Source organism: Pseudomonas sp. VA159-2, assembly GCF_024126635.1.
Classification (GTDB): domain Bacteria; phylum Pseudomonadota; class Gammaproteobacteria; order Pseudomonadales; family Pseudomonadaceae; genus Aquipseudomonas; species Aquipseudomonas muyukensis.
Genome location: NZ_JAMYBV010000003.1, coordinates 233,979 through 253,092, shown reverse-complemented (window position 1 = coordinate 253,092; position 19,114 = coordinate 233,979). Strand labels below are relative to the sequence as shown.

Below are 19,114 nucleotides of genomic sequence, written 5' to 3'. Positions count from 1 at the left end.
CGTCCACGACGCCAGCCCGGCGTTGGTTGCGAGCATCAGCTCAATTCGCGCACTTCGGCGTGCGGCACCAGCTTCAAGTATTGCTCCATGCTCATGTGGATAAGGTGATCGTGGTCACCCGCCTCGAAATAGACATCGCCCTGGCGGGTAAGACTCCGGTCGAGCAGCATCGGAATATCATAGGCGCTGCCCAACGCCGGGACAGCCCCGCGCTCGCAATCGCCGAACAGGCTTGGCAACGCGCTTTCGCGGGTCAGTTGCCAGGCGCCGGTCATGCGCACCTCGGTCATGTCCAGGTGCCGGTTGGCGGGCAGCACGGCCATGATGTAGTTGCCATGGCGGTCGTCGAGCATCACCGACTTGGCGACCCGCCCGGCAGGTACCCCGGCCGTGCGCGCCGACTCAAGGCTGGTGGCCGAGTGGGGATGGGGAATGATGTCGTAGTCGCAGTTGGCCTGGTCCAGGCGCTGCTGCAGGGTCTTGGCCATTCGCATGTTGCACCTCCGGTTTAGCCCCCACCCTGAAGTTTAGGCCGTGCCCCGGCATCCAGCAGATGGTCCGCGTCGACCCGCGCACCTGGGTACTCGACGTACCGCCCCAGAACGTGATCACCCGCGGCATTCCCGTTACCGCTGGGCCTGCTCAAGGGGGCTGATGGACAAGCAACGCTGAAAACCAATCGCGGGGCTGGCAGCAGGTTTGCCCCGCGATGGTCATCGTGATGGCCGAATCAGATCGGCGCCCGACGCAGGGTTGCCAGGAAGGTCGCGGCGCCAATGAACAGCCCGGCAAAGGTGCGGTTCAGGCGCTTCTGCTGCTTCGGCGTGCGCAGCAGGCGCAGCACTCGCGAGGCCAACCCGGTGTAGCCGGCCATCACCAGCAGATCGACGCTGATCATGGTCACGGTGATCGCCAGGTACTGTGGCAGCAGCGCCTGGTGCGGGTTGATGAACTGCGGCAGCACCGCGAGCATGAACACCAGCGCCTTGGGGTTGCTGACGTTGACCAGGAAGCCGCGGAACACCAGGCTCAGCGGCTTGCCGATCGGCCGCACGCCGGACTCGTCGCTCATGTCCAGCGGCAGCGCGCGCCACTGCTTGTAGGCGAGGTAGATCAGGTAGGCGACACCGAACCACTTGATGACCTGGAAGGCAGTGGCCGAGGCAGCGAGGATCGCGCCCACGCCGGCGGCGATGATGGCGATCTGTACGATCAGGCCTAGTTGCAGGCCCAGGGCGTTCCAGTAGCCACGCCAAAAACCGTACTGCAGCCCACTGGACATCGAGGCGATTGCCCCGGCCCCCGGCGACAGGCTGATCACCCAGCACGCGGCAAAGAACGCCAACCACGTTTCCATCGACATCGCACACCTCGCTCGAACATTTATTGCAAAACGTTAAGCTACGGTGCTGGCGAAAAAATAACCAGTGGTTTTTGCGCTTGCAACGATCAGTCGTCGAGGGCCGGTAAGTCCTGCAGCGTGCCTGCCGCCTCGGCCCCTCGCCAGCGGCGCACGGCCTTCTGGAAGAACTGGCTGTTGGGTACCTGCACCAGCGCGCCGCCGGCCTCGGGCGTTTCCATCAGGGTGGTGTAGAGCAGGTTGATGGCGATCACCCGGCCCTTCACCCCCGGCTTGTCGAGGGTATCGACCAGCTCGACCACATCGCCGATGCGAAATGGCCCGACGGTGTAGATCAGCACTGCGCACAGCAGGTTGGACAGCACGCTCCAGATGGCGAAGAAGGCCACCGCCGCCACCGCGACGAAGCCCGACAATGCCGTCCACAACACCGTGGCCGACACCCCCAGGCGCTCCAGCACGAACAGCAGCGCGCTGCCCATGATCAGCCAGCGCAAGGCGCCACGCACCGGCACCAGCAGCTCGCGGGGCAACGGGTAGCGCTCGCCCAGGCTCTGCAGGCCACGCCCAACCATGCGCTGCAGGACGAACGCGGCAATCAGGATCAGCAGGATCTGCAGCCCCAGCCAAAAGGTGTCCATCCACTGCCCCGGCAGCAGCGAACGCAGCTCTTCCATCAGGACAGCGCCTCGAGCTCGGCCTGCATGCTTTCGAGTGTTTCCAGGGCTTGCATCCAGGCTTCCTCAAGCTCGCCTTCGCGTTGCTTGAGCTTGGTCTGACGGGCCAGCAGGTCGCGCAGCTCATCCTTGCGCGAGGCCTCGTACAAACCGCTGTCGCCAAGGGCGGTTTCGATCTCGGCCAGTTGCTGGTGCACCTGGTTGAGCTCGGCCTCGAGTTTGTCGGCGGCCTTCTTGTGCGGCGCCAACTGCTGACGCAAGGCGGCGGCGGCCTGGCGCTGGGCCTTCTTGTCGGTCTTGTCCGGGTTGACCGGAGTATTGCTGGCCGGCGCATTGCGCTGACGGTACTCGATCAGCCAGCGGCTGTAGTCGTCGAGGTCGCCGTCGAAGGTGTCGACCTTGCCGTCGGCCACCAGCAGGAAATCGTTGGTGGTGCTCTTGAGCAGGTGACGGTCGTGGGACACCACCACCACGGCACCGGCGAACTCCTGCAGGGCCATGGTCAACGCCAGGCGCATCTCCAGGTCGAGGTGGTTGGTCGGTTCGTCGAGCAGCAGCAGGTTAGGCCGTTCCCAGGCGATCAGCGCCAGGGCCAGGCGCGCCTTTTCGCCGCCGGAGAAGTTGACCACCGGCTCGTCGACGCGATCACCGTGGAAGTCGAAACCACCCAGGAAGTCGCGCAGGGTCTGCTCACGCTCGCTCGGCGCGATGCGCTGCAAGTGCAGCAGTGGGCTGGCCTTGTCGTCCAGCGAATCGAGCTGGTGCTGGGCGAAGTAGCCGACGGCGAGGTTCTCGCCGCGCACCAGGCGCCCGGACAGCGGCTGCAACTCGCCGGCGAGGTTCTTGATCAGGGTCGACTTGCCCGCGCCATTGGGGCCGAGCAGGCCGATGCGCGCACCGGGCGCCAGTTGCAGCTTGACCTTCTCGAGGATCGCCTTGTCGCCGTAACCCAGGCGGCCTTCGGCGAGGTCGAGCAACGGGCTGGAAATTTTTTCCGACTCGCGAAAGACGAAGTCGAACGGCGAGTCGACATGCGCCGCCGACAGTTCCTCCATGCGCTCCAGGGCCTTGATCCGGCTCTGCGCCTGGCGCGCCTTGGTGGCCTGGGCCTTGAAGCGGGCGATGTACTTTTCCATGTGCGCGCGCTGCGCCTGCTGCTTCTCGTACGCCTGCTGCTGCTGTGCCAGGCGTTCGGCGCGGGTGCGCTCGAAGGCGCTGTAGCCGCCCTTGTAGAGGTTGAGCTTGCGCTGCTCGACATGCAGCACATGGTCGACCACGGCGTCGAGGAAGTCGCGGTCGTGGGAGATCAGCAACAGCGTGCCCGGGTAGCCCTTGAGCCAGTCCTCGAGCCAGAGGATGGCGTCGAGGTCCAGGTGGTTGGTGGGCTCGTCGAGCAGCAGCAGGTCGGACGGGCACATCAAGGCCTGCGCCAGGTTCAGGCGCATCCGCCAGCCACCGGAGAAGTCGCCGACCCGGCGGTCCATCTGCTCGTTGCTGAAACCAAGGCCCGCCAGCAGCTTGCGCGCGCGGGCATCGGCGGTGTAGCCGTCGGCGCTGTCCAGCTCACTGTGCAGGCGGGCCAGGGCGGTGCCGTCGTGGGCCTGCTCGGCGGCGGCGAGTTCGGCCTGGACCTTGCGCAGGCGCACATCGCCGTCGAGCACGTAGTCCACGGCGATGCGCTCGAGGGTGTCGACCTCCTGGCGCATGTGGGCGATGCGCCAGTCGCCAGGCAGCTGGCAGTCGCCAGCATCGGGCGACAGCTCACCGCGCAGCAGGGCGAACAGGCTGGATTTGCCGGCGCCATTGGCGCCGATCAGGCCGGCCTTGTGACCGGTGTGCAGGGTCATCTCGGCGCCTTCTAGCAGGCGCTGTGGACCACGCTGTAAAGTGAGGTTCGATAGTCTGATCATGATGGTCGCGGAGTCTACCAGCTTCGCCGACCCCTGGCGCGAGTGAAACCATGCACACCGACCTGTGGAATCACGCCCTGGCCCTGTACGCCCGGCCGGGTGTCGAAGCAGCCAGCCTGGCCCTTCAGGAACTGGGCGGCGATGTCTGCCTGCTGCTCTGCGCCACTTGGCTGCAGGCCCGTGGCGTGAGCGCCGACGAGCAACGAACGGCCGCCTTGCAGGCCTTGGCCAGCCCCTGGCAACGCGACGTGGTTGGGCCGCTGCGTACGCTACGCCAGCAGTGGCGCGAGCACGCGCTGGCCGACCCGCACTTGAGCGTGCTGCGTGAACAGGTGAAGGGCCTGGAGCTACAGGCTGAGCGCACCTTGCTCGAACGCCTGGAGGCGCTGGCGCGGGAGTGGCCTGCGACAGCGGACGCCGGGCAGGATTGGCTGGCCCGACTGGCGCCGGACCAGGCCCGGAACCACGACGCGCTGCATCAGCTGCGCGTCGCGGCCCGTGAGCTTCAGGACGCCGAAGTCGGCGACTGAGCCGGGGTAGCGGTTGCTGCTGGCGCTACCGCGCTGGTTGCCGACGCTGCACCGTTGGCCGCAGTGGCGGGTTTGCTGTCAGCGGGTTTGCTGGCAACCGGCTTGGCGGCGACGGGTTTGGCCGCAGCCTTGGCGGCAGCGGGCTTGGCGGCCGGTTTGGCTGGTGCCTTGGCCGGTGCCTTGGTGGCAGCAGGCTTGGCCGCCGCAGCTTTCACCGGAGCCTTGGCTGCTGCCGGTTTGGCGGCAGGTTTGGCCGCTGTGGTTTTCGCCGAGGCCTTGGCGGCGGCAGGTTTGGCAACGGCTGGTTTAGCCGCTGGCTTGGCAGCGGGTTTGGCGGCGGCAGTTTTCGCCGCTGCCTTGGCAGCGACAGGCTTGGCCGCGGCGGCTCTGGCCGGGGCTTTGGCAGCGACAGGCTTGGCGGCGGTTCTGGCCGGCGCCTTGGCAGCGGCAGGCTTGGCAGCAGCGGTTCTGGCCGGGGCCTTGGCCGCAGCGGGTTTAGCCGCTGGCTTGGCGGCAGCAGCTCGGGCCGGCGCCTTGGCGGCAGGCTTGGCAGCGGGTTTTGCTGCCGGTTTGGCCGCAGTGGTTTTCGCTGCAGCCTTGGCGGCGGCCTTCGGTGCTGCCGCACGCGAGTCCAGTGCCTTGGCGGCAGCCTCGCGCACCTTGCCGACGCCCTGGGCCAACTTCAGGCTTTCCTGGGCGTCACGCTTGAGTTGCTGGATATAAGTGCGAGTCTGGGTCTGGCGATCCTTGAGCGAGTCGAGCAAGTCTTCAAGTTCACCGGCGGCTTTTTGTGCCTTGCCCTGGGCCTTGGCTTTACCGGCCTTGGCCGCGTCCTGCAACTTCAGGCGGGCGTTGTGCAGTTTCTCCTGCGCCTTGCCCCGTTGTTTTTCCAACTTGGCCAATAGTTTCTCGGCATCCGCCAGCGCTTGGGAGCAGGCATCTTCCAAATGTTCGAGCAGGCTGCCCGAAAGTTGCTGGAGCAGGTGCAACGGCGTACTTACTGGCTTCTTTTTGGCCGACATGGTTTACCTCCTGGCTGACGAGAGTGCGGCTCATACTATGCTTCTGCTGCTACCGCCGCTAGGGCATGTTGACCGTCTCGATAGCGCCGCGTTGCATGCCTGGGCAAAGTTGTTGTCTTGCAGCTGCAAGCAAGTGTAGTTGCCCGTTAATGGGTTGCCGATATTTACACATCTTTCGGCGACAAGGCTGGCATACTTCGCGCTCATTGCCGCAGGAGTCTTCCATGCCTCGCTCTCTGATCTTCGGCCTGTGCCTGGTGCCCGCGCTGTGCCTGGCCAACACCGACAACGCCCCCGCCAATGACAGCGACCTGGCCTACAGCCTGGGTGCCAGCCTGGGCGAGCGGCTGCGCCAGGAAGTACCTGGGCTGCAGCTCGAGGCCCTGGTGGAGGGCCTGCGCCAGGCGTATCAAGGCGAGCCACCGCGTATTGCCAAGTCGCGCATGCAGGCCATCCTCGCGCAGCATGAAGAACAGGCCAATGCCGCCGCCGAACAGGCCCAGGTGGACAAGCTGCTGGCCGAGGAAAAACGCTTCCTTGCCGGCGAACGCGCGCGCAAAGGCGTCCATGAGCTGGCCGATGGCATTCTCTACAGCGAGCTGGCCGGCGGCACGGGCGCACAGCCCAAGGCCAGCGGCAGGGTGCAGGTACGCTATGTGGGACGTCTGCCGGATGGCACGGTGTTCGACCAGAACCTGCAACCGCAATGGTTCAAGCTCGACTCGGTGATCGAAGGCTGGCAGGTGGCATTGCCGAAGATGAAGGCCGGGGCGAAATGGCGCCTGGTGGTGCCATCGGCCAAAGCCTATGGCGCCGACGGGGCGGGCGACCTGATCGCGCCCTATACCCCTCTGGTATTCGAAATCGAGCTGCTGGCAGTGTCCGACTGATTCAGGCCTGGACTGCGTCTTCTTGCTTGTGTGCAGTGTGCAGCACGTCGATGAGGCAGTCTTCGAGCTCGAAGCGTTCGCGCAGCAAGCTGCCTAACTTGCCCAGTTTTTCGGCGAAGCGTTCAGGGTCGGTGCACTCGCCCTTTTCGCAGTGGTCATTGAAAGCCAGCGCGATCTGGGTGCTGACATCGATACGTGGATTGATCTGCTTGGCCAGTTCAAGCGCCTTGGTATCGCCAAAGGCCTTGGCTTCGCTGACCAGCTGCTCGCTGACCTCGAAGTGCCAGGCCGAAACATAGTCGACCAGGACGGCGCAGAAATCGCGGTTCTGGTCTTTGTCGGCAAACGCCGGCTTGGCATCGCGCAAGGCGCGGAAGGCCTGCACCAATTCCTGGCGCTCCTCCAGCCAACGATCGATCAGCTTGTGAACACCGCCCCAGCGTTCCTGGGCGTTCTGGCAACTATCGAGCATGGCAATCTCATCCCTTCTGGGTAGATGCCGCTGCACCTCGCGACACAATACCGTGGCACAAAGGTGACATCAGCAAACGGCATCGAGCAGTTGTATTTTCGGTGGGCGTGCCGGGAGATTATGCCCGCGCGACCTGCCCATCAAGGTACGCAGCAGACAAAGTTCATACAAGCGTTTAATCCCTTTCGCCTGCACCACTGGTCGAACAACGCCACGGGCATTGCCCTGGGTCAACGCAGCGTGCCCTTGCGGAATCGATACGCCACCAGCCAGGACGCGGGCAGGGCGGCCAGCAGCAAAAAGGCCAGCAGGCTCCATTCGGGCAAGGTCAGGTCGAGGAAGCTCCAGCTGATGGAGACGCAATCGGGGCTGCCCAACACGAACCTGTGCAGGATCTCGCCCAAGGGCCGCTGCACGAGCTGCTCCAGCGGCAGGTGGCAACCGGCGCTGGGCGACGGGTCGCTCTGCAACCAGACGTGCCGCCCCGCCAGCAACGCCCCGGCGACGGCGATGGCCAAGGTCAGCCAGGCATAGCCGCGCTTGGCCCAAGAGCGCGGGGCATGCAGCACCGCCGCCAGGCTCGCCAAGGCGTACAGGCCGAGCATCAGACGCTGGCTGAAACACAGCGCGCAGGGGATCAGGCCAACCACCGATTCGAGCCGGAACGAGGCGACCAGCACCCCCAGGGCAATCAGGAAGGCAGGAAGGTAAAAGCTGCGCAAGCAGGCCAGCGACATGGGCAAGAGGTGTCCGCGAGTCAGGGAGGATGGTGAAAACGGTAGAGGAAAGGTGCGCTTTGTATCAAGGCGCTACAGCGGGGACAAGTCGCTGAATGGGCTCAGAATTGATTCTGTGGGAAGCAGGAAAGTTCTGACAAGCAGGCAGATGCAGTCAACAGCACGGCATTAGCGCGTTGGCATCGGCGAACACCGGCACAGCCGGTGCCGCCAATGCGCGCCTGGTTCGCCAGCAAGGCGCCTAGAGGAAAGTGCGAACGGCGGGTGGTCAGGCCCGCACGCCTTCCGGCAAGGGCAGGGCCAGCAGGCGCTCGTCCAACAGACCGAGGCCTTCCTGGAACAGCTGGTTGCTGCGTTCCGTTTCGCCCAGCCCGGCCAACAACCGCGCCAGCTCCGCACAGGCCTCCGGGTTGCGCTCCAGGCGCAGGCTGCTCTCCAGGTAGTCGCGAGCCTTGCCCCACAATCGGTTCTGCAAGCTCAGGCGCCCCAGGGTCAGCAACAGGCTAGGGTCTTGCGGGTGTTCCTTGAGCCACCCCTCGGCAACCTGCAGCTGGCGCGCCGGGTCATCCCCGCGCACCAGGCCATACAACCGCGCCAGATGGCTCTCGTAGCCGCGCTTGAGCGCAGCCCGTAGCACCTGTTCGGCCTCGCCTTGGGCACCGCTCTGACGCAATTGCTCGGCATACGCCGACACCAGCTGCGGCTCTTGGCGCTGGGCCGCCGTCAGTTGCTGCCAGGCCCGCTCCAGTGCCTGGCGGGCAGTCTGCGGGTCCTCACCCCGGCTGGCCGCCAGGCCCAGGTTCTGGCCCCAGGCACGCTGCTCCAGGTCTGCCAGCTCGGCCGGCGGCAGCACCTTGTGCTTGCGCAGGTCTGGCAGCAGGCGAATCAGCGCCGGCCAGTCGCCGCGCTCCAGGTGCAGGCGCTGCAACAGGCGCAGCACCTGGGCATTGTGCGGGTGACGCTCCTGCATGGCCTGCAGGGCTTCGAGCGCGCCGTCGTTCTCGCCACGGTCCATTTGCAACTGGGCGTGGGTCAAGGCAATCGCCAGTTCGGCCTGGGGCTGGCGCTCCAGGGCGCGCTCGAGCAGGTTGTCGCGGTCGTCGACACGGCCCTGTTCGTTGGCCGCGCGGGCGGCGCCAAGGTAATACAGCAGGGGCTGGCGGTCGGACTCGGCGGCCCGTTGCAGGTGCCGTTGCGCGCTGGCCCAGCGGCCCTCGGCCAGATCCAGCTGGCCTTGCTCGACGGCGATGCGGGTACGCCGGCTGCGGTTGCGCCGCGACCATGGGTTGACCACACCACTTGAGGTCAGCACCAGACCGACCAGGTAGCGCAGCACCAACAGCAGCACGACCAGCCCGGCCAATGCGCCCAGCGCGGCCCATAGCCCCGACTGGTAACGGAAACCGCCATAGGCGATCAGCACATAGCCGCTGTGCTTGGCGATGGCGATGCCCAGCGCCGCGGCGATGACGATCGCCAGCACCGCCAGCAGGTAGACACGCTTCATGGCTTGGCCCCCTCGGCGCTGGCCGGCTGGTGCCGCCGCTGGATATAGGCCTGCACCGCGACCAGGCTTTCGCTCAAGTCAGGCGTGACCACCGACACCGGTTGTTCGGCCAGCTGGTTGAGGCTGTCGAGCATGGCCTTGCTCTGCGGGTTGTCCGCGTTGAAGTTGGCCAGCAACACGCTGCGCGCATCGTCCAGGGCCTGGGCGTATACCTTGGCCTCACCGTTGAGCGCCGCCCACTGGGCCTGCTCGATGGTCAGGCTCAGGGCCAGGCGCAGCTGGTTGAGCGACTGCCCGGACAGCAATGGGCGCACATTGTCGTCGGCGTTGAAGTCGATCTGGAAGTACTTGGAGATCTCCGCCCACCACTGCGACCAGCGGCTGGCGCCGTCGCCATCGGCCGTCAGCGCGCCCAGGGCATCGGCCTTGCCATCGAACTCCGGCGACTGGGCGCTGAGATGCTGGACCTGCTCGCGCTGGGCGGCCAGCTTGAGGAACAGGCCGGTACGGTCCGGCTGCTGGGTGCTGGAGAGCGTGGCCAGGCTACGCGCCAGCTGCTCACGGGCGGCGAAGGCGCCTGGGTCGCTTTGCTCGCGGAGGATTTCATCGGCGCCTTCGACCAGCGCCTTGGCGCTGGCGATGTCCTGCAGCGCCGACAGGCGCAGGGTCGCCAGGCGCAGCAAATGCTCGGCCTCGGCCAGGCGCCACTCCTTGCGGCTTTCGCCAAGCGCGGTCTCCAGCCGCTGGCTCAGGCGCTGCTGGTCGCCCTGCAGTTGCGCCACCAGACGCCGGCGGTCTTCCAGCTCGCTGGCAGCCGGCAGGCTGGCCAGTTGCGCAGTGAGCTGCTGCTCGCGTTGCTGCAAGGCGTCAGCGCGTTGGTTCAAGGCTTGCAGGTGCTCGCCCTGGCCTTGCTCGCTGCCTTGCAGCTGCCGCACCTGCCAGGCGCCCCAGCCGCCAACCGCGACCCCGGCGGCGCCCAGCAGCAGCGCAAGCAGCGCCAAGCCGCTGCCGGAGCGTCGGGCGGGCGTGGCGGTAGTGGTGTTCGGCGCTTCGGACGCCTTGGGCTGTTCGGTGTTGGACAAGACAGTTTCGCTCACGTATCCATCCTTTGCAGGGTGCGCATCGCTGTGAAGCTTAGCGCCTTAAGGGGCAGGCGCAGCGGTTCGCTGCACGGCTGCCAGCAAGGCCGCGGCGCTGGCGCCACGGCAATCCACAATTTCTCGAGCGCCCAGGGCGCGGGCCTGGTCGGCCACGCGCGGGCTGGGCACGAACAGCGGCAGGCGCGACAGCCATGGCCAATCGACGCCCGCCAGCCGGTGCAGGTGTTCAAGCCCCTGCCCACTGCTGACCACCAGGCCGTTGAGGCGTTCCCCAACGACACGCTGCACCAGGGTGCCAGGCGGGTAAGGCGGCAGGCTGCGCCGATACAGTTCCAGATAATCGACACTAGCACCTTGCTCGGCAAGACGCTCGGCCAGCAGTTCGCGACCGCCCTCGCCACGGACAATCACGACACGGGCTGTAGGAAAGCTGGCAGCCTCGCGCAGGGCAGGCAGGCAAAGCAAGGCCTCGCTGTCGTCACCGGCTGTAGGGAAAGTCACCAAAAGCCCACGCTCTTGCAGCACCCGTGCCGTGGCCTCGCCCACGGTGAACCACCCCGTGGGCGGCACTGCGATGCCCGCGCGGTCCAGGGCCTCGAGCAGCAGGCGGGCTGCCGGCTTGCTCACCACGATGATCGCCCGCGCCTGGCCGATGGCCTGCAGGCCCAGCCGTTGCGCCGGGCCCTGTTCGAGGGCCTCGATGGTCAGCAACGGCAAGCTCGCGCTGGCAATGCCCGCCTCTGCCAGGGCCTGCGCCAGTGCCGCGCAGTCCTCTTCGGGGCGAGTCAGCAGCAGGCGCCAGGGGCTCACGGGTGGCCGGCCTCGCCATAGACTTGCTGGAGGATCGCCTCGGCGCCCTGGCCGAGCAGCTCCTCGGCGACCTGCACGCCCAGGGCTTCGGCCTTGCCCCGCGGCGCACGGGCGTCAGCCACCAGCAGCGTGCCACCGGACGGTTGCCCGACCAGGCCACGCAGCCACAGTTGCTCGCCTTCGAGCACTGCGTAGCAGGCAATCGGCACCTGGCAGCCGCCATTGAGGCGCTTGTTCAGGGCGCGCTCGGCGATCACGCGGTCGGCGGTATCGAGGTGATGCAGCGGCGCCAGCAGCGCATGGATCTCGCGGTCGGCGCTGCGGCACTCGATGCCCACGGCACCCTGGCCGCCGGCCGGCAGGCTGTCGTCGACACTGATGGTGGAGGTGATGCGCTCTTCGAAGCCAAGGCGAATCAGGCCGGCGGCGGCGAGGATGATGGCGTCGTACTCGCCGGCATCGAGCTTGGCCAGGCGGGTGTTGACGTTACCGCGCAGGAACTGGATTTTCAGGTCCGGGCGGCGTGCCAGCAATTGGGCCTGGCGGCGCAGGCTGGAGGTACCGACGATACTGCCGGCCGGCAGCGCCTCGAGGCTTTCGAAGGTATTGGAGACGAAGGCGTCACGTGGGTCTTCGCGCTCGCAGATGCAGTACAGGCCCAGGCCTTCGGGGAAGTCCATGGGCACATCCTTCATCGAGTGCACGGCGATGTCGGCCTGGTTGTCCAGCAGCGCGGTTTCCAGCTCCTTGACGAACAGGCCCTTGCCGCCGATCTTCGCCAGCGGCGCGTCGAGCAGCTTGTCGCCGCGGCTGACCATGGGCACCAGGGTCACCCGGATGCCGGGGTGGGCCTGCTCCAGGCGGGCTTTGACATATTCGGCCTGCCACAGGGCCAGGGCACTTTTACGGGTGGCAATGCGGATTTCGCGAGTGGACATGGAACGCACCGAACCAGAGAAATACCGCCGATGATAACAGTTCCTCCCGCGGTTCCCGCAGATTCAGATCAGCAAAGCGCCACGCGGAAGGGGCTTGAGCCGCCGGGCAAAGCCGCCCCCACGCTGTCGAGGGTGAGTCAGTGCAGGGCCTGCATCATCTTGCGCACCCCGGCCACATGCCGCCGGCTTACCGTCAGGGCATCGCCGTCGAGCCCCCTCAAATAAAGCTGGAAATGCCCCAGCGGCGTGCGCTGCAGGCGCTCGATGCGCTCGCGGGCGACCAGTGCGTTACGGTGGATGCGAACAAAGCGCTCGCCGAACTCGTCTTCCAGCGCCTTGAGCGGTTCGTCGAGCAATACCTCGCCGGCCTCGTGGCGCAGGGTGACGTACTTGTGGTCGGCAATGAAATAGATCACCTGGGGCAGCGGGATCAGCTCGATGCCCTTGCGGGTACGGGCGCTGATATGGCTGCGCGGGCCGCCCCCGGCGTCGCCGGCCGGGCGGGTCAAGGCCGCCAGTTGCGCCCGATTGGGTTTGTCGGCGCGGCGCAGCGCGTCGCGCAGGGCCTGGGCCTGGATCGGTTTGACGACATGGCTGAGGGTGCTGTCCTTGAAGGCCTGGCTGCCGTATTCGTCATCGCCGGTGCAGAACACCACCGCCGGTGGCGCTTCGCGCTCGCAAAGACGGGCGGCGACCTGCAGCCCGTCCAGGCCGGGCATGCCGATATCCAGCAGCACCACGTCTGGCTTGAGGCTTTCGACCAGGGCCAGGGCCTCCTCGCCGTTGGTGGCGCTGGGCTCCATCACGGTATAGCCCTCCAGCTCGCCGAGCAGCCGGCTCAAGCGCTCGCGGGCCTGGGGTTCATCATCAACGATCAGGACATTCATAATTGCGCTGGATTCCTGAGTGAGTCTCGCACGGGTATAGCGCAGACAAGTGTGGGATGACCGAAATGCGGTCACGCTACAGACCGGTGCGAAGGCCAAAGATTCACTGGTCCGGCAGATTCACCGCCAGTCCTCTGTCCAACTGTAGACGCTCCGTGGAACACTGCCGTTCAATCGTTGAATATGCCGCACCCCCGGCCCTGGGACGTTTCTCACGACCAGCGCCCCCTGCGGTGGCGGGCGCAACCCTGCTATGATCGCGGCACTTTTTCCGTTCACCCCTTCAACGAGTGAATCCATGAGCACCGACAAGACCAATCAGTCCTGGGGCGGCCGCTTCAGTGAGCCCGTCGACGCCTTCGTCGCCCGCTTCACCGCCTCGGTCGATTTCGACAAGCGCCTGTACCGCCACGACATCATGGGTTCGATCGCCCACGCCACCATGCTGGCGCAGGTCGGCGTGCTCAGCGACGCCGAACGCGACACCATCATCGACGGCCTGAAGACCATCCAGGGCGAAATCGAGGCCGGCACCTTCGACTGGCGCGTCGACCTCGAAGACGTGCACATGAACATCGAGGCGCGCCTGACCGACCGCATCGGCATCACCGGCAAGAAGCTGCACACCGGGCGCAGCCGCAACGACCAGGTAGCCACCGACATCCGCCTGTGGCTGCGTGACGAGATCGACCTGATCCTGGCCGAGGTCACCCGCCTGCAAAAAGGCTTGCTGGAGCAGGCCGAGCGCGAAGCCGAGACCATCATGCCCGGCTTCACCCACCTGCAGACCGCCCAGCCGGTGACCTTCGGCCACCACCTGCTGGCCTGGTTCGAGATGCTCAGCCGCGACTACGAACGCCTGGTCGACTGCCGCAAGCGCGCCAACCGCATGCCCCTGGGCAGCGCCGCCCTGGCCGGCACCACCTACCCGATCGACCGCGAGCTGACCTGCAAGCTGCTGGGCTTCGAAGCCGTGGCCGGCAACTCGCTGGACGGTGTCTCGGACCGTGACTTCGCCATCGAATTCTGCGCCGCCGCCAGCATCGCCATGATGCACCTGTCGCGTTTCTCCGAAGAACTGGTGCTGTGGACCAGCGCGCAGTTCCAGTTCATCGACCTGCCCGACCGCTTCTGCACCGGCAGCTCGATCATGCCGCAGAAGAAGAACCCGGACGTGCCCGAGCTGGTGCGCGGCAAGAGCGGCCGGGTGTTCGGCGCGCTGACCGGCCTGCTGACCCTGATGAAAGGCCAGCCACTGGCCTACAACAAGGACAACCAGGAAGACAAGGAGCCGCTGTTCGACGCCGCCGACACCCTGCGCGACTCGCTGCGCGCCTTCGCCGACATGATTCCGGCCATCAAGCCCAAGCACGCCATCATGCGCGAGGCAGCCCTGCGCGGCTTCTCCACCGCCACGGACCTGGCCGACTACCTGGTGCGCCGCGGCCTGCCGTTCCGTGATTGCCACGAGATCGTCGGCCATGCCGTGAAGTACGGCGTGGACACCGGCAAGGACCTGGCCGAGATGAGCCTGGACGAACTGCGCCAGTTCAGCGACCAGATCGAGCAGGACGTCTTCGCCGTGCTGACCCTGGAAGGTTCGGTCAACGCCCGCAACCACATCGGTGGCACTGCACCTGCGCAGGTACGGGCTGCTGTGGCTCGCGGCAAAACGCTGCTGGCTTCGCGCTAAACCTTATAGGGGCTGCTCGGCAAGCCGGCTCCTACAGGGATCGCGTACTTTGTAGCGATGGGCCGCACAGCGGCCCCTTGCTTGCTCAGCGCTTGCCGCTCTTGATCATCTCCAGGAACGCCGGCATCACCGCGTCCTTGTCCGCCGCGATCCGCGCCATGTGTGGGTTGCCCTGCAGTTTCTCCAGCAACGCCGCTGCCTGCGGGAAGTCCGCCAGCAAGTCGAGGTTCAGCACCTTCTTGCCCACCGCGCAGGCCAGGTCGACCGAGAAGCAGAACATCAGGTCGGCGATGGTCAACTGCTCACCCGCCACATAAGGCGCGAACTGGCCATTGCGCTTGAGGGTGGCAAAGCCCGCCAGCAGGTCCGCGCGGGCACGCTCCTTGATCAGCGGCTCCACCGCCGCGCCAAAGAACGCCTCGGCGTAGCAGGTACGTGCCGGCAGTTCGATGTACAGCTCGATCTCCCGCAGCAGCTCGCGCACCTTGGCCTGGCCGAAGGCGTCGGCCGGCAGCAGCGCCTTGCCTGGCTGGGTCTGCTCGAGGTAGTCGAGGATCACCCCGGTCTCGCTGATGAAGCCATGCTCGGTCTGCAGCACCGGCACCTTGCCGCGCGGGCTGACCGCTAGGGCCTGGGGCGTCTGGCCGCCGAAGAACGGCACCTCCTCGAAGGGCAGGCCTTTTTCCAGCAGCGCCAGCTTGACCATGTTGTAGTAGTTGCTGACCGCGAATCCATGAAGCTTGAGCATGTGAAGCAGCCTCCAGGGCCGTATGGGGTTGGCCCGGCTGTTATAGCGCCGTTGCCCGGCCCTGGCCAGTGCCATGCACGCCGTCGATGGCCGGGCATTGCCAAGGCAGGCGTGGCACACTGTACGCCTCACCACAGGAGCACCGCCATGCGCGAACCCCAAGACATCGACGGCAATGATGAAGAAGATTTCGCCGAGGCCACGCTGACCCAGGCCATCGAGAACCAGATCGAAAGCGGCGAACCACCGGCGGCCAAGGCGACGTTCAACAAACTGAGCCTGGTCGGCTACGAACGTGAAGACATCCTCAACCTCATGGCCCATGTGCTGGCCATCGAGATCGACGCCATGCTCGACCATGACCGCCCGTTCGACACCCAATGGTACGAAACCGCCCTGCGCGCCCTGCCGGAGCTGCCACCTGAGGCGGATCAAGGCGACATCGAATAAACCTGACTACACTCCTGACTTCCATCCTTGTCTCGAAGTCAGGAGTAGCCCATGCCCTTCAACCCCGAACTGATCGCCGAAATGGAAGTGCTTGCCCAGTTCAACCTGGACAGTCACCAGGAAGGCATCAAGGTGTGCAGCGATGCCTCCCCGACGTTGGTCGCCGCAGCCAAGCGCCTGCACGACAAAGGTCTCACTGACCAGCCCGACGGCGGCTACCTCACCAGCCTGGGCAACGACGCCGCCGAGAGCGTGCAGTTGCTGCTCAGGGTTCTGAAAACGCCTCAGCCGGCCTGAAGGCGTCGGCGCCTGCTTCGCCAGCAAGGCTGACGCCTACGGGAGCGGGGCAGGCGCCGTGCTGCTGGTAAACTGACGTCAAAAAGCCAGCAACCCCTTATCCGACCGCGCCACTCAGGCTAAACTCGCCAGTGCTTCCCCGGCCTGCCTGAGCGCGCAATGAACCACCCCCATGAAATCCGCCCCGACCTTGACCAAGGCATCGACCGCAAGGAGCTGTCGCGCCTGCGCGCGCGCTTCCTGAAGATCAACCAGGGCCGCCTCGCTCGGGCGATGGAAGGGTTGTCCACGCGCCAGCAACAGGTGCTGACGCTGTTGCCGCTGTTCTTCCATGTCAATCACCCGCTGCTGCCGGGCTATGTCTCGGGGGCCACCCCCGCCGGCGTGTCGGGGTTCGAACCCAGCGCCGAGCTGCTGGCCGAAGCCCAGCGCCTGACCCGCTCGTTCACCTATAAAGCCCGCCATGGCAACCCGCCACAACCGATCCATGGCCTGTTCCTGATGGGCAGCCTGGGCACCCTGGCCCAGGCCGAGCAAAGCGACATGGACCTGTGGGTATGCCACGCCCCCGACCTGGGCGAGCAGGCCCTGGCCGAGTTGCGCCGCAAATGCCAGCTGCTCGAGGCCTGGGCCGCCAGCCTGGGCGCCGAGGCGCACTGCTTCCTGATCGAGCCGCAAGGCTTCGTCCAGGGCGAGCGCGACAGCCAGCTCAGCTCGGACGACTGCGGCACTACCCAGCACTACCTGCTGCTCGACGAGTTCTACCGCACCGCCATTTGGCTGGCCGGGCGCACGCCGCTGTGGTGGCTGGTGCCGGTCTACCAGGAGCACAACTACCGCGACTACACCCAAACCTTGCTGTCCAAGCGCTTCATCCGCGCCCAGGACGGCCTCGACCTCGGCCACCTGGCGCATGTCCCGCCCGGCGAGTTCGTCGGTGCCGGGCTGTGGCAGCTGTACAAGGGCATCGATTCGCCCTACAAGTCGCTGCTCAAGCTACTGCTGACCGAGGCCTATGCCAGCGAACACCCCGAGGTGCGCTGCCTGAGCCTGGATTACAAGCAGGCGGTGTTCGCCAACCACCTGGACCTCGACGAGCTGGACCCCTACGTCATGGTCTACCGGCGGATCGAGCGCTACCTGCAACAGCGCGGCGAAAACGCACGCCTGGAGCTGGTGCGGCGCAGCCTGTACCTGAAGGTGAACAAGAAGCTCAGCGACCGCAGCCGCAGCCATGGCTGGCAGCGCCAACTGCTGGCACGGCTGGCCAAGGAGTGGGGCTGGGACGAACGCCAGCTGGCCCTGCTCGACAGCCGCAGCCAGTGGAAGGTACGCCAGGTGGCGCTGGAGCGCCGCGAGCTGGTGGCCGAGCTCAACCACAGCTACCGCTTCCTGACCCAGTTCGCCCGCCTGCAGAATGCCAACAGCCGTGCCGACCAACGCGACCTGAATGTGCTCGGCAGGCGCCTGTACGCCGCCTTCGAGCGCCGGGCCGGCAAGATCGAAGTGATCAACCCGGGCATCGCCCCGGACCTGGCCGAAGACACCCTGACCCTGGTCCAGTCCGCCAACCGCAAGGAGCCGGGCACCCACCATTGGGGGTTGTACAACGGCAACCTGGGGGTGCATGAATGGGAGCACTTCAGCCCCCTCAAGCGCTGCCGCGAACTGCTCGAGCTGCTCACCTGGGCCCACCGCAACGGGGTAATCGACAGCAGCACCCGCCTGGCCCTGCACCCCGGGGTCAGCGACCTCAGCGAGTTCGAGCTGTTCAACCTGCTCGGCGCCTTGCAGCAGGGCGTGCCGCTGCCCCTGGAGCCGGTCAGCGAGGTGCGCCTGCTGCAACCCAGCGTGGCCGATGAAATCCTGTTGCTGGTCAACGTCGCGGTCGATCCCCTGCGCCACCACCGTGACCTGAACATCCTGATGACCACCGAGCGCACCGACTCGCTGAGCTATGCCGGGGTGCGCGAGAACCTGGTGCTGACCCTGGACCAGATCACCCTGAACAGCTGGAACGAGGTACTGGTGCAGCGCTACGACGGCAACCACGCGCTGCTGCGCTGCCTGCGCGACTTCCTCAACAGCCTCGGCCAGCGCAGCCACCGCCCGCGGTTGCGGGTGCGCTGCTACTGTCACAACCGCGCCCAGGCCATCAGCCAGCGGGTCGAGGAGCTCTTCGACACCGCGCAATTGCTGCTCGACCAGCAACGCGACCAGCGCTACCTGGTGCAAGTGGCCGAGCACACTCATGTCCTGGAACTGACGCCAGGGCAAGTGACCCTCGCCACCTTCGACGACCACGCGCAGGTGCTCGCCGCCCTGGGCGAGGAGCGTAGCCGCTACAGCCCGCTGCACCTGGACGACAACGCCCTGCAGGACAGCGACTTGCCGCTGGTCCTGGCCCAGAGCCAGCCCCATGCCATCCAGGTGTTCTACCGCCTGTACGAGGGCTGGGCCGACCTCTATGTCCTCGATGAACACAATGCCCTATGGCAACAGCGCCTGCCGCTGCAGGACGAACGCCACCTGCTGTTGCCGCTGCAGCGCTTCCTGCAATCGATGCTGATACGCCGCGACGCGCAGCTGCCACTGGACAGCCTGCCCCAGGCCGCGCTGGAGCTGCGCTACGCCCAGTTGCTGCCGTCTGGCGCTGGCAAGGCGCGCGGCATCGAGCCCCGCCTGGCACCGCAGGATGGCCACAACCAGCCCTACTACGAGGTCCAGGCGATCCTCCAGGCCGGGGTGGGCGATGAGGTGCACGTCACCCTGTATTGCGACCAGCAGGAGTTTTCCCAGCTGGAGCATGGCGAGCACCTGTACGCGGTGGTCGCCCGGCAGATCCTGCGACAACGCCAGGGCCCTGGCAGCTACCGCTGCTACATCACCGACCTGGACTTGTCCGAACTACTGGGCGACGAGCCAGGCTCGACCAGCCTCTACCTGCGCTACAAAAGCCAGTTGGAACAGGCGCTCAACGAGGGCTTGGAACGGTTGCAGGCAACGTACGAACCCTGAAACGGTTTCCCGTTCAGGAACAGCTTCCGGCTGCCCCGGCCTGATTTGTAGGACGCATCCTACGCGCT

19 protein-coding genes and 1 pseudogene are annotated in these 19,114 nt (G+C 66.2%); 7 read left to right on the top strand and 13 right to left on the bottom strand.

Annotated features, from left to right (window positions below; translation table 11 throughout):
* Positions 1-35: 35 nt before the first annotated feature.
* Entirely contained in the window at positions 36-494 is a 459-nt protein-coding gene (locus NJG22_RS04820; RefSeq protein WP_253092985.1) for an aminoacyl-tRNA deacylase, read from the bottom strand.
* 44 nt (positions 495-538) lie between these two features.
* On the opposite strand from NJG22_RS04820, the pseudogene NJG22_RS04815 reads away from it, so the two are divergent.
* Positions 539-616 (top strand): annotated as a pseudogene (locus NJG22_RS04815) (slipin family protein); the annotation flags it as partial.
* 114 nt (positions 617-730) lie between these two features.
* Here NJG22_RS04815 and NJG22_RS04810 read toward each other — a convergent pair.
* From NJG22_RS04810 to NJG22_RS04800, 3 genes are all read right to left on the bottom strand, one after another.
* The gene (locus tag NJG22_RS04810; protein ID WP_253092983.1) at positions 731-1,363 is read right to left on the bottom strand and encodes a LysE family transporter; all 633 of its coding nucleotides are present in this window, start codon (positions 1,361-1,363) and stop codon (positions 731-733) included.
* A gap of 86 nt (positions 1,364-1,449) precedes the next feature.
* Positions 1,450-2,037: a mechanosensitive ion channel family protein gene (locus NJG22_RS04805; RefSeq protein ID WP_253092981.1), complete on the bottom strand. Its 588-nt coding sequence runs from the start codon at positions 2,035-2,037 to the stop codon at positions 1,450-1,452.
* Positions 2,037-3,947, bottom strand: coding sequence for an ATP-binding cassette domain-containing protein (locus tag NJG22_RS04800; RefSeq protein WP_217851294.1), 1,911 nt, complete (start codon positions 3,945-3,947; stop codon positions 2,037-2,039). The genes NJG22_RS04805 and NJG22_RS04800 overlap by 1 nt, the downstream gene beginning before the upstream one ends.
* Before the next feature lie 50 nt (positions 3,948-3,997).
* Here NJG22_RS04800 and NJG22_RS04795 point away from each other — a divergent pair, with 50 nt between their 5' ends.
* Positions 3,998-4,477: a TIGR02444 family protein gene (locus NJG22_RS04795; RefSeq protein WP_253092979.1), complete on the top strand. Its 480-nt coding sequence runs from the start codon at positions 3,998-4,000 to the stop codon at positions 4,475-4,477.
* Here the strand turns inward: NJG22_RS04795 and NJG22_RS04790 are convergent.
* On the bottom strand, positions 4,453-5,499 hold the full coding sequence (locus NJG22_RS04790) for an AlgP family protein (protein WP_253092977.1): 1,047 nt from the start codon (positions 5,497-5,499) through the stop codon (positions 4,453-4,455). The genes NJG22_RS04795 and NJG22_RS04790 overlap by 25 nt on opposite strands.
* A gap of 224 nt (positions 5,500-5,723) precedes the next feature.
* On the opposite strand from NJG22_RS04790, the gene NJG22_RS04785 reads away from it, so the two are divergent.
* Positions 5,724-6,389 (top strand): FKBP-type peptidyl-prolyl cis-trans isomerase, encoded by a 666-nt coding sequence (locus NJG22_RS04785; RefSeq protein ID WP_253092975.1) that lies wholly within the window; start codon positions 5,724-5,726, stop codon positions 6,387-6,389.
* A gap of 1 nt (position 6,390) precedes the next feature.
* On the opposite strand, the gene rsd is transcribed toward NJG22_RS04785, so the two are convergent.
* From rsd to NJG22_RS04750, 7 genes are all read right to left on the bottom strand, one after another.
* Positions 6,391-6,861: a sigma D regulator gene (gene rsd / locus NJG22_RS04780; RefSeq protein ID WP_253092973.1), complete on the bottom strand. Its 471-nt coding sequence runs from the start codon at positions 6,859-6,861 to the stop codon at positions 6,391-6,393.
* A 230-nt stretch (positions 6,862-7,091) separates the two neighbouring features.
* Complete coding sequence (locus NJG22_RS04775) at positions 7,092-7,598, bottom strand: disulfide bond formation protein B (RefSeq protein WP_253092971.1); 507 nt, start codon at positions 7,596-7,598, stop codon at positions 7,092-7,094.
* A 268-nt stretch (positions 7,599-7,866) separates the two neighbouring features.
* Complete coding sequence (locus tag NJG22_RS04770) at positions 7,867-9,105, bottom strand: heme biosynthesis HemY N-terminal domain-containing protein (RefSeq protein WP_253092969.1); 1,239 nt, start codon at positions 9,103-9,105, stop codon at positions 7,867-7,869.
* Positions 9,102-10,202 (bottom strand): uroporphyrinogen-III C-methyltransferase, encoded by a 1,101-nt coding sequence (locus NJG22_RS04765; protein ID WP_253092967.1) that lies wholly within the window; start codon positions 10,200-10,202, stop codon positions 9,102-9,104. The genes NJG22_RS04770 and NJG22_RS04765 overlap by 4 nt, the downstream gene beginning before the upstream one ends.
* A 45-nt stretch (positions 10,203-10,247) precedes the next feature.
* A complete protein-coding gene (locus NJG22_RS04760) occupies positions 10,248-11,015 on the bottom strand; it encodes a uroporphyrinogen-III synthase (RefSeq protein WP_253092965.1) in 768 nt (255 codons plus the stop codon).
* Entirely contained in the window at positions 11,012-11,953 is a 942-nt protein-coding gene (gene hemC, locus NJG22_RS04755; RefSeq protein ID WP_253092963.1) for a hydroxymethylbilane synthase, read from the bottom strand. Before hemC ends, NJG22_RS04760 begins: the two co-directional genes overlap by 4 nt.
* A 137-nt stretch (positions 11,954-12,090) precedes the next feature.
* On the bottom strand, positions 12,091-12,840 hold the full coding sequence (locus NJG22_RS04750; RefSeq protein WP_253092961.1) for a LytTR family DNA-binding domain-containing protein: 750 nt from the start codon (positions 12,838-12,840) through the stop codon (positions 12,091-12,093).
* A 298-nt stretch (positions 12,841-13,138) separates the two neighbouring features.
* Here NJG22_RS04750 and argH point away from each other — a divergent pair, with 298 nt between their 5' ends.
* A complete protein-coding gene (gene argH, locus NJG22_RS04745) occupies positions 13,139-14,533 on the top strand; it encodes an argininosuccinate lyase (protein WP_253092959.1) in 1,395 nt (464 codons plus the stop codon).
* Between the two features lie 85 nt (positions 14,534-14,618).
* On the opposite strand, the gene NJG22_RS04740 is transcribed toward argH, so the two are convergent.
* A complete protein-coding gene (locus NJG22_RS04740) occupies positions 14,619-15,281 on the bottom strand; it encodes a glutathione S-transferase (RefSeq protein WP_253092957.1) in 663 nt (220 codons plus the stop codon).
* Positions 15,282-15,428: 147 nt separating this feature from the next.
* Here NJG22_RS04740 and NJG22_RS04735 point away from each other — a divergent pair, with 147 nt between their 5' ends.
* The 3 genes from NJG22_RS04735 to NJG22_RS04725 all read left to right on the top strand — a co-directional run bounded on the left by NJG22_RS04735 (position 15,429) and on the right by NJG22_RS04725 (position 19,046).
* Positions 15,429-15,731 carry a hypothetical protein gene (locus NJG22_RS04735; RefSeq protein ID WP_253092956.1) on the top strand — a complete coding sequence of 101 codons (303 nt, stop codon included), beginning with the start codon at positions 15,429-15,431 and terminating at the stop codon, positions 15,729-15,731.
* Between the two features lie 51 nt (positions 15,732-15,782).
* Positions 15,783-16,028: a TIGR02647 family protein gene (locus NJG22_RS04730; RefSeq protein ID WP_253092954.1), complete on the top strand. Its 246-nt coding sequence runs from the start codon at positions 15,783-15,785 to the stop codon at positions 16,026-16,028.
* Between the two features lie 159 nt (positions 16,029-16,187).
* Entirely contained in the window at positions 16,188-19,046 is a 2,859-nt protein-coding gene (locus NJG22_RS04725; protein WP_253092952.1) for a class I adenylate cyclase, read from the top strand.
* The last annotated feature ends 68 nt before the right edge of the window (positions 19,047-19,114 follow it).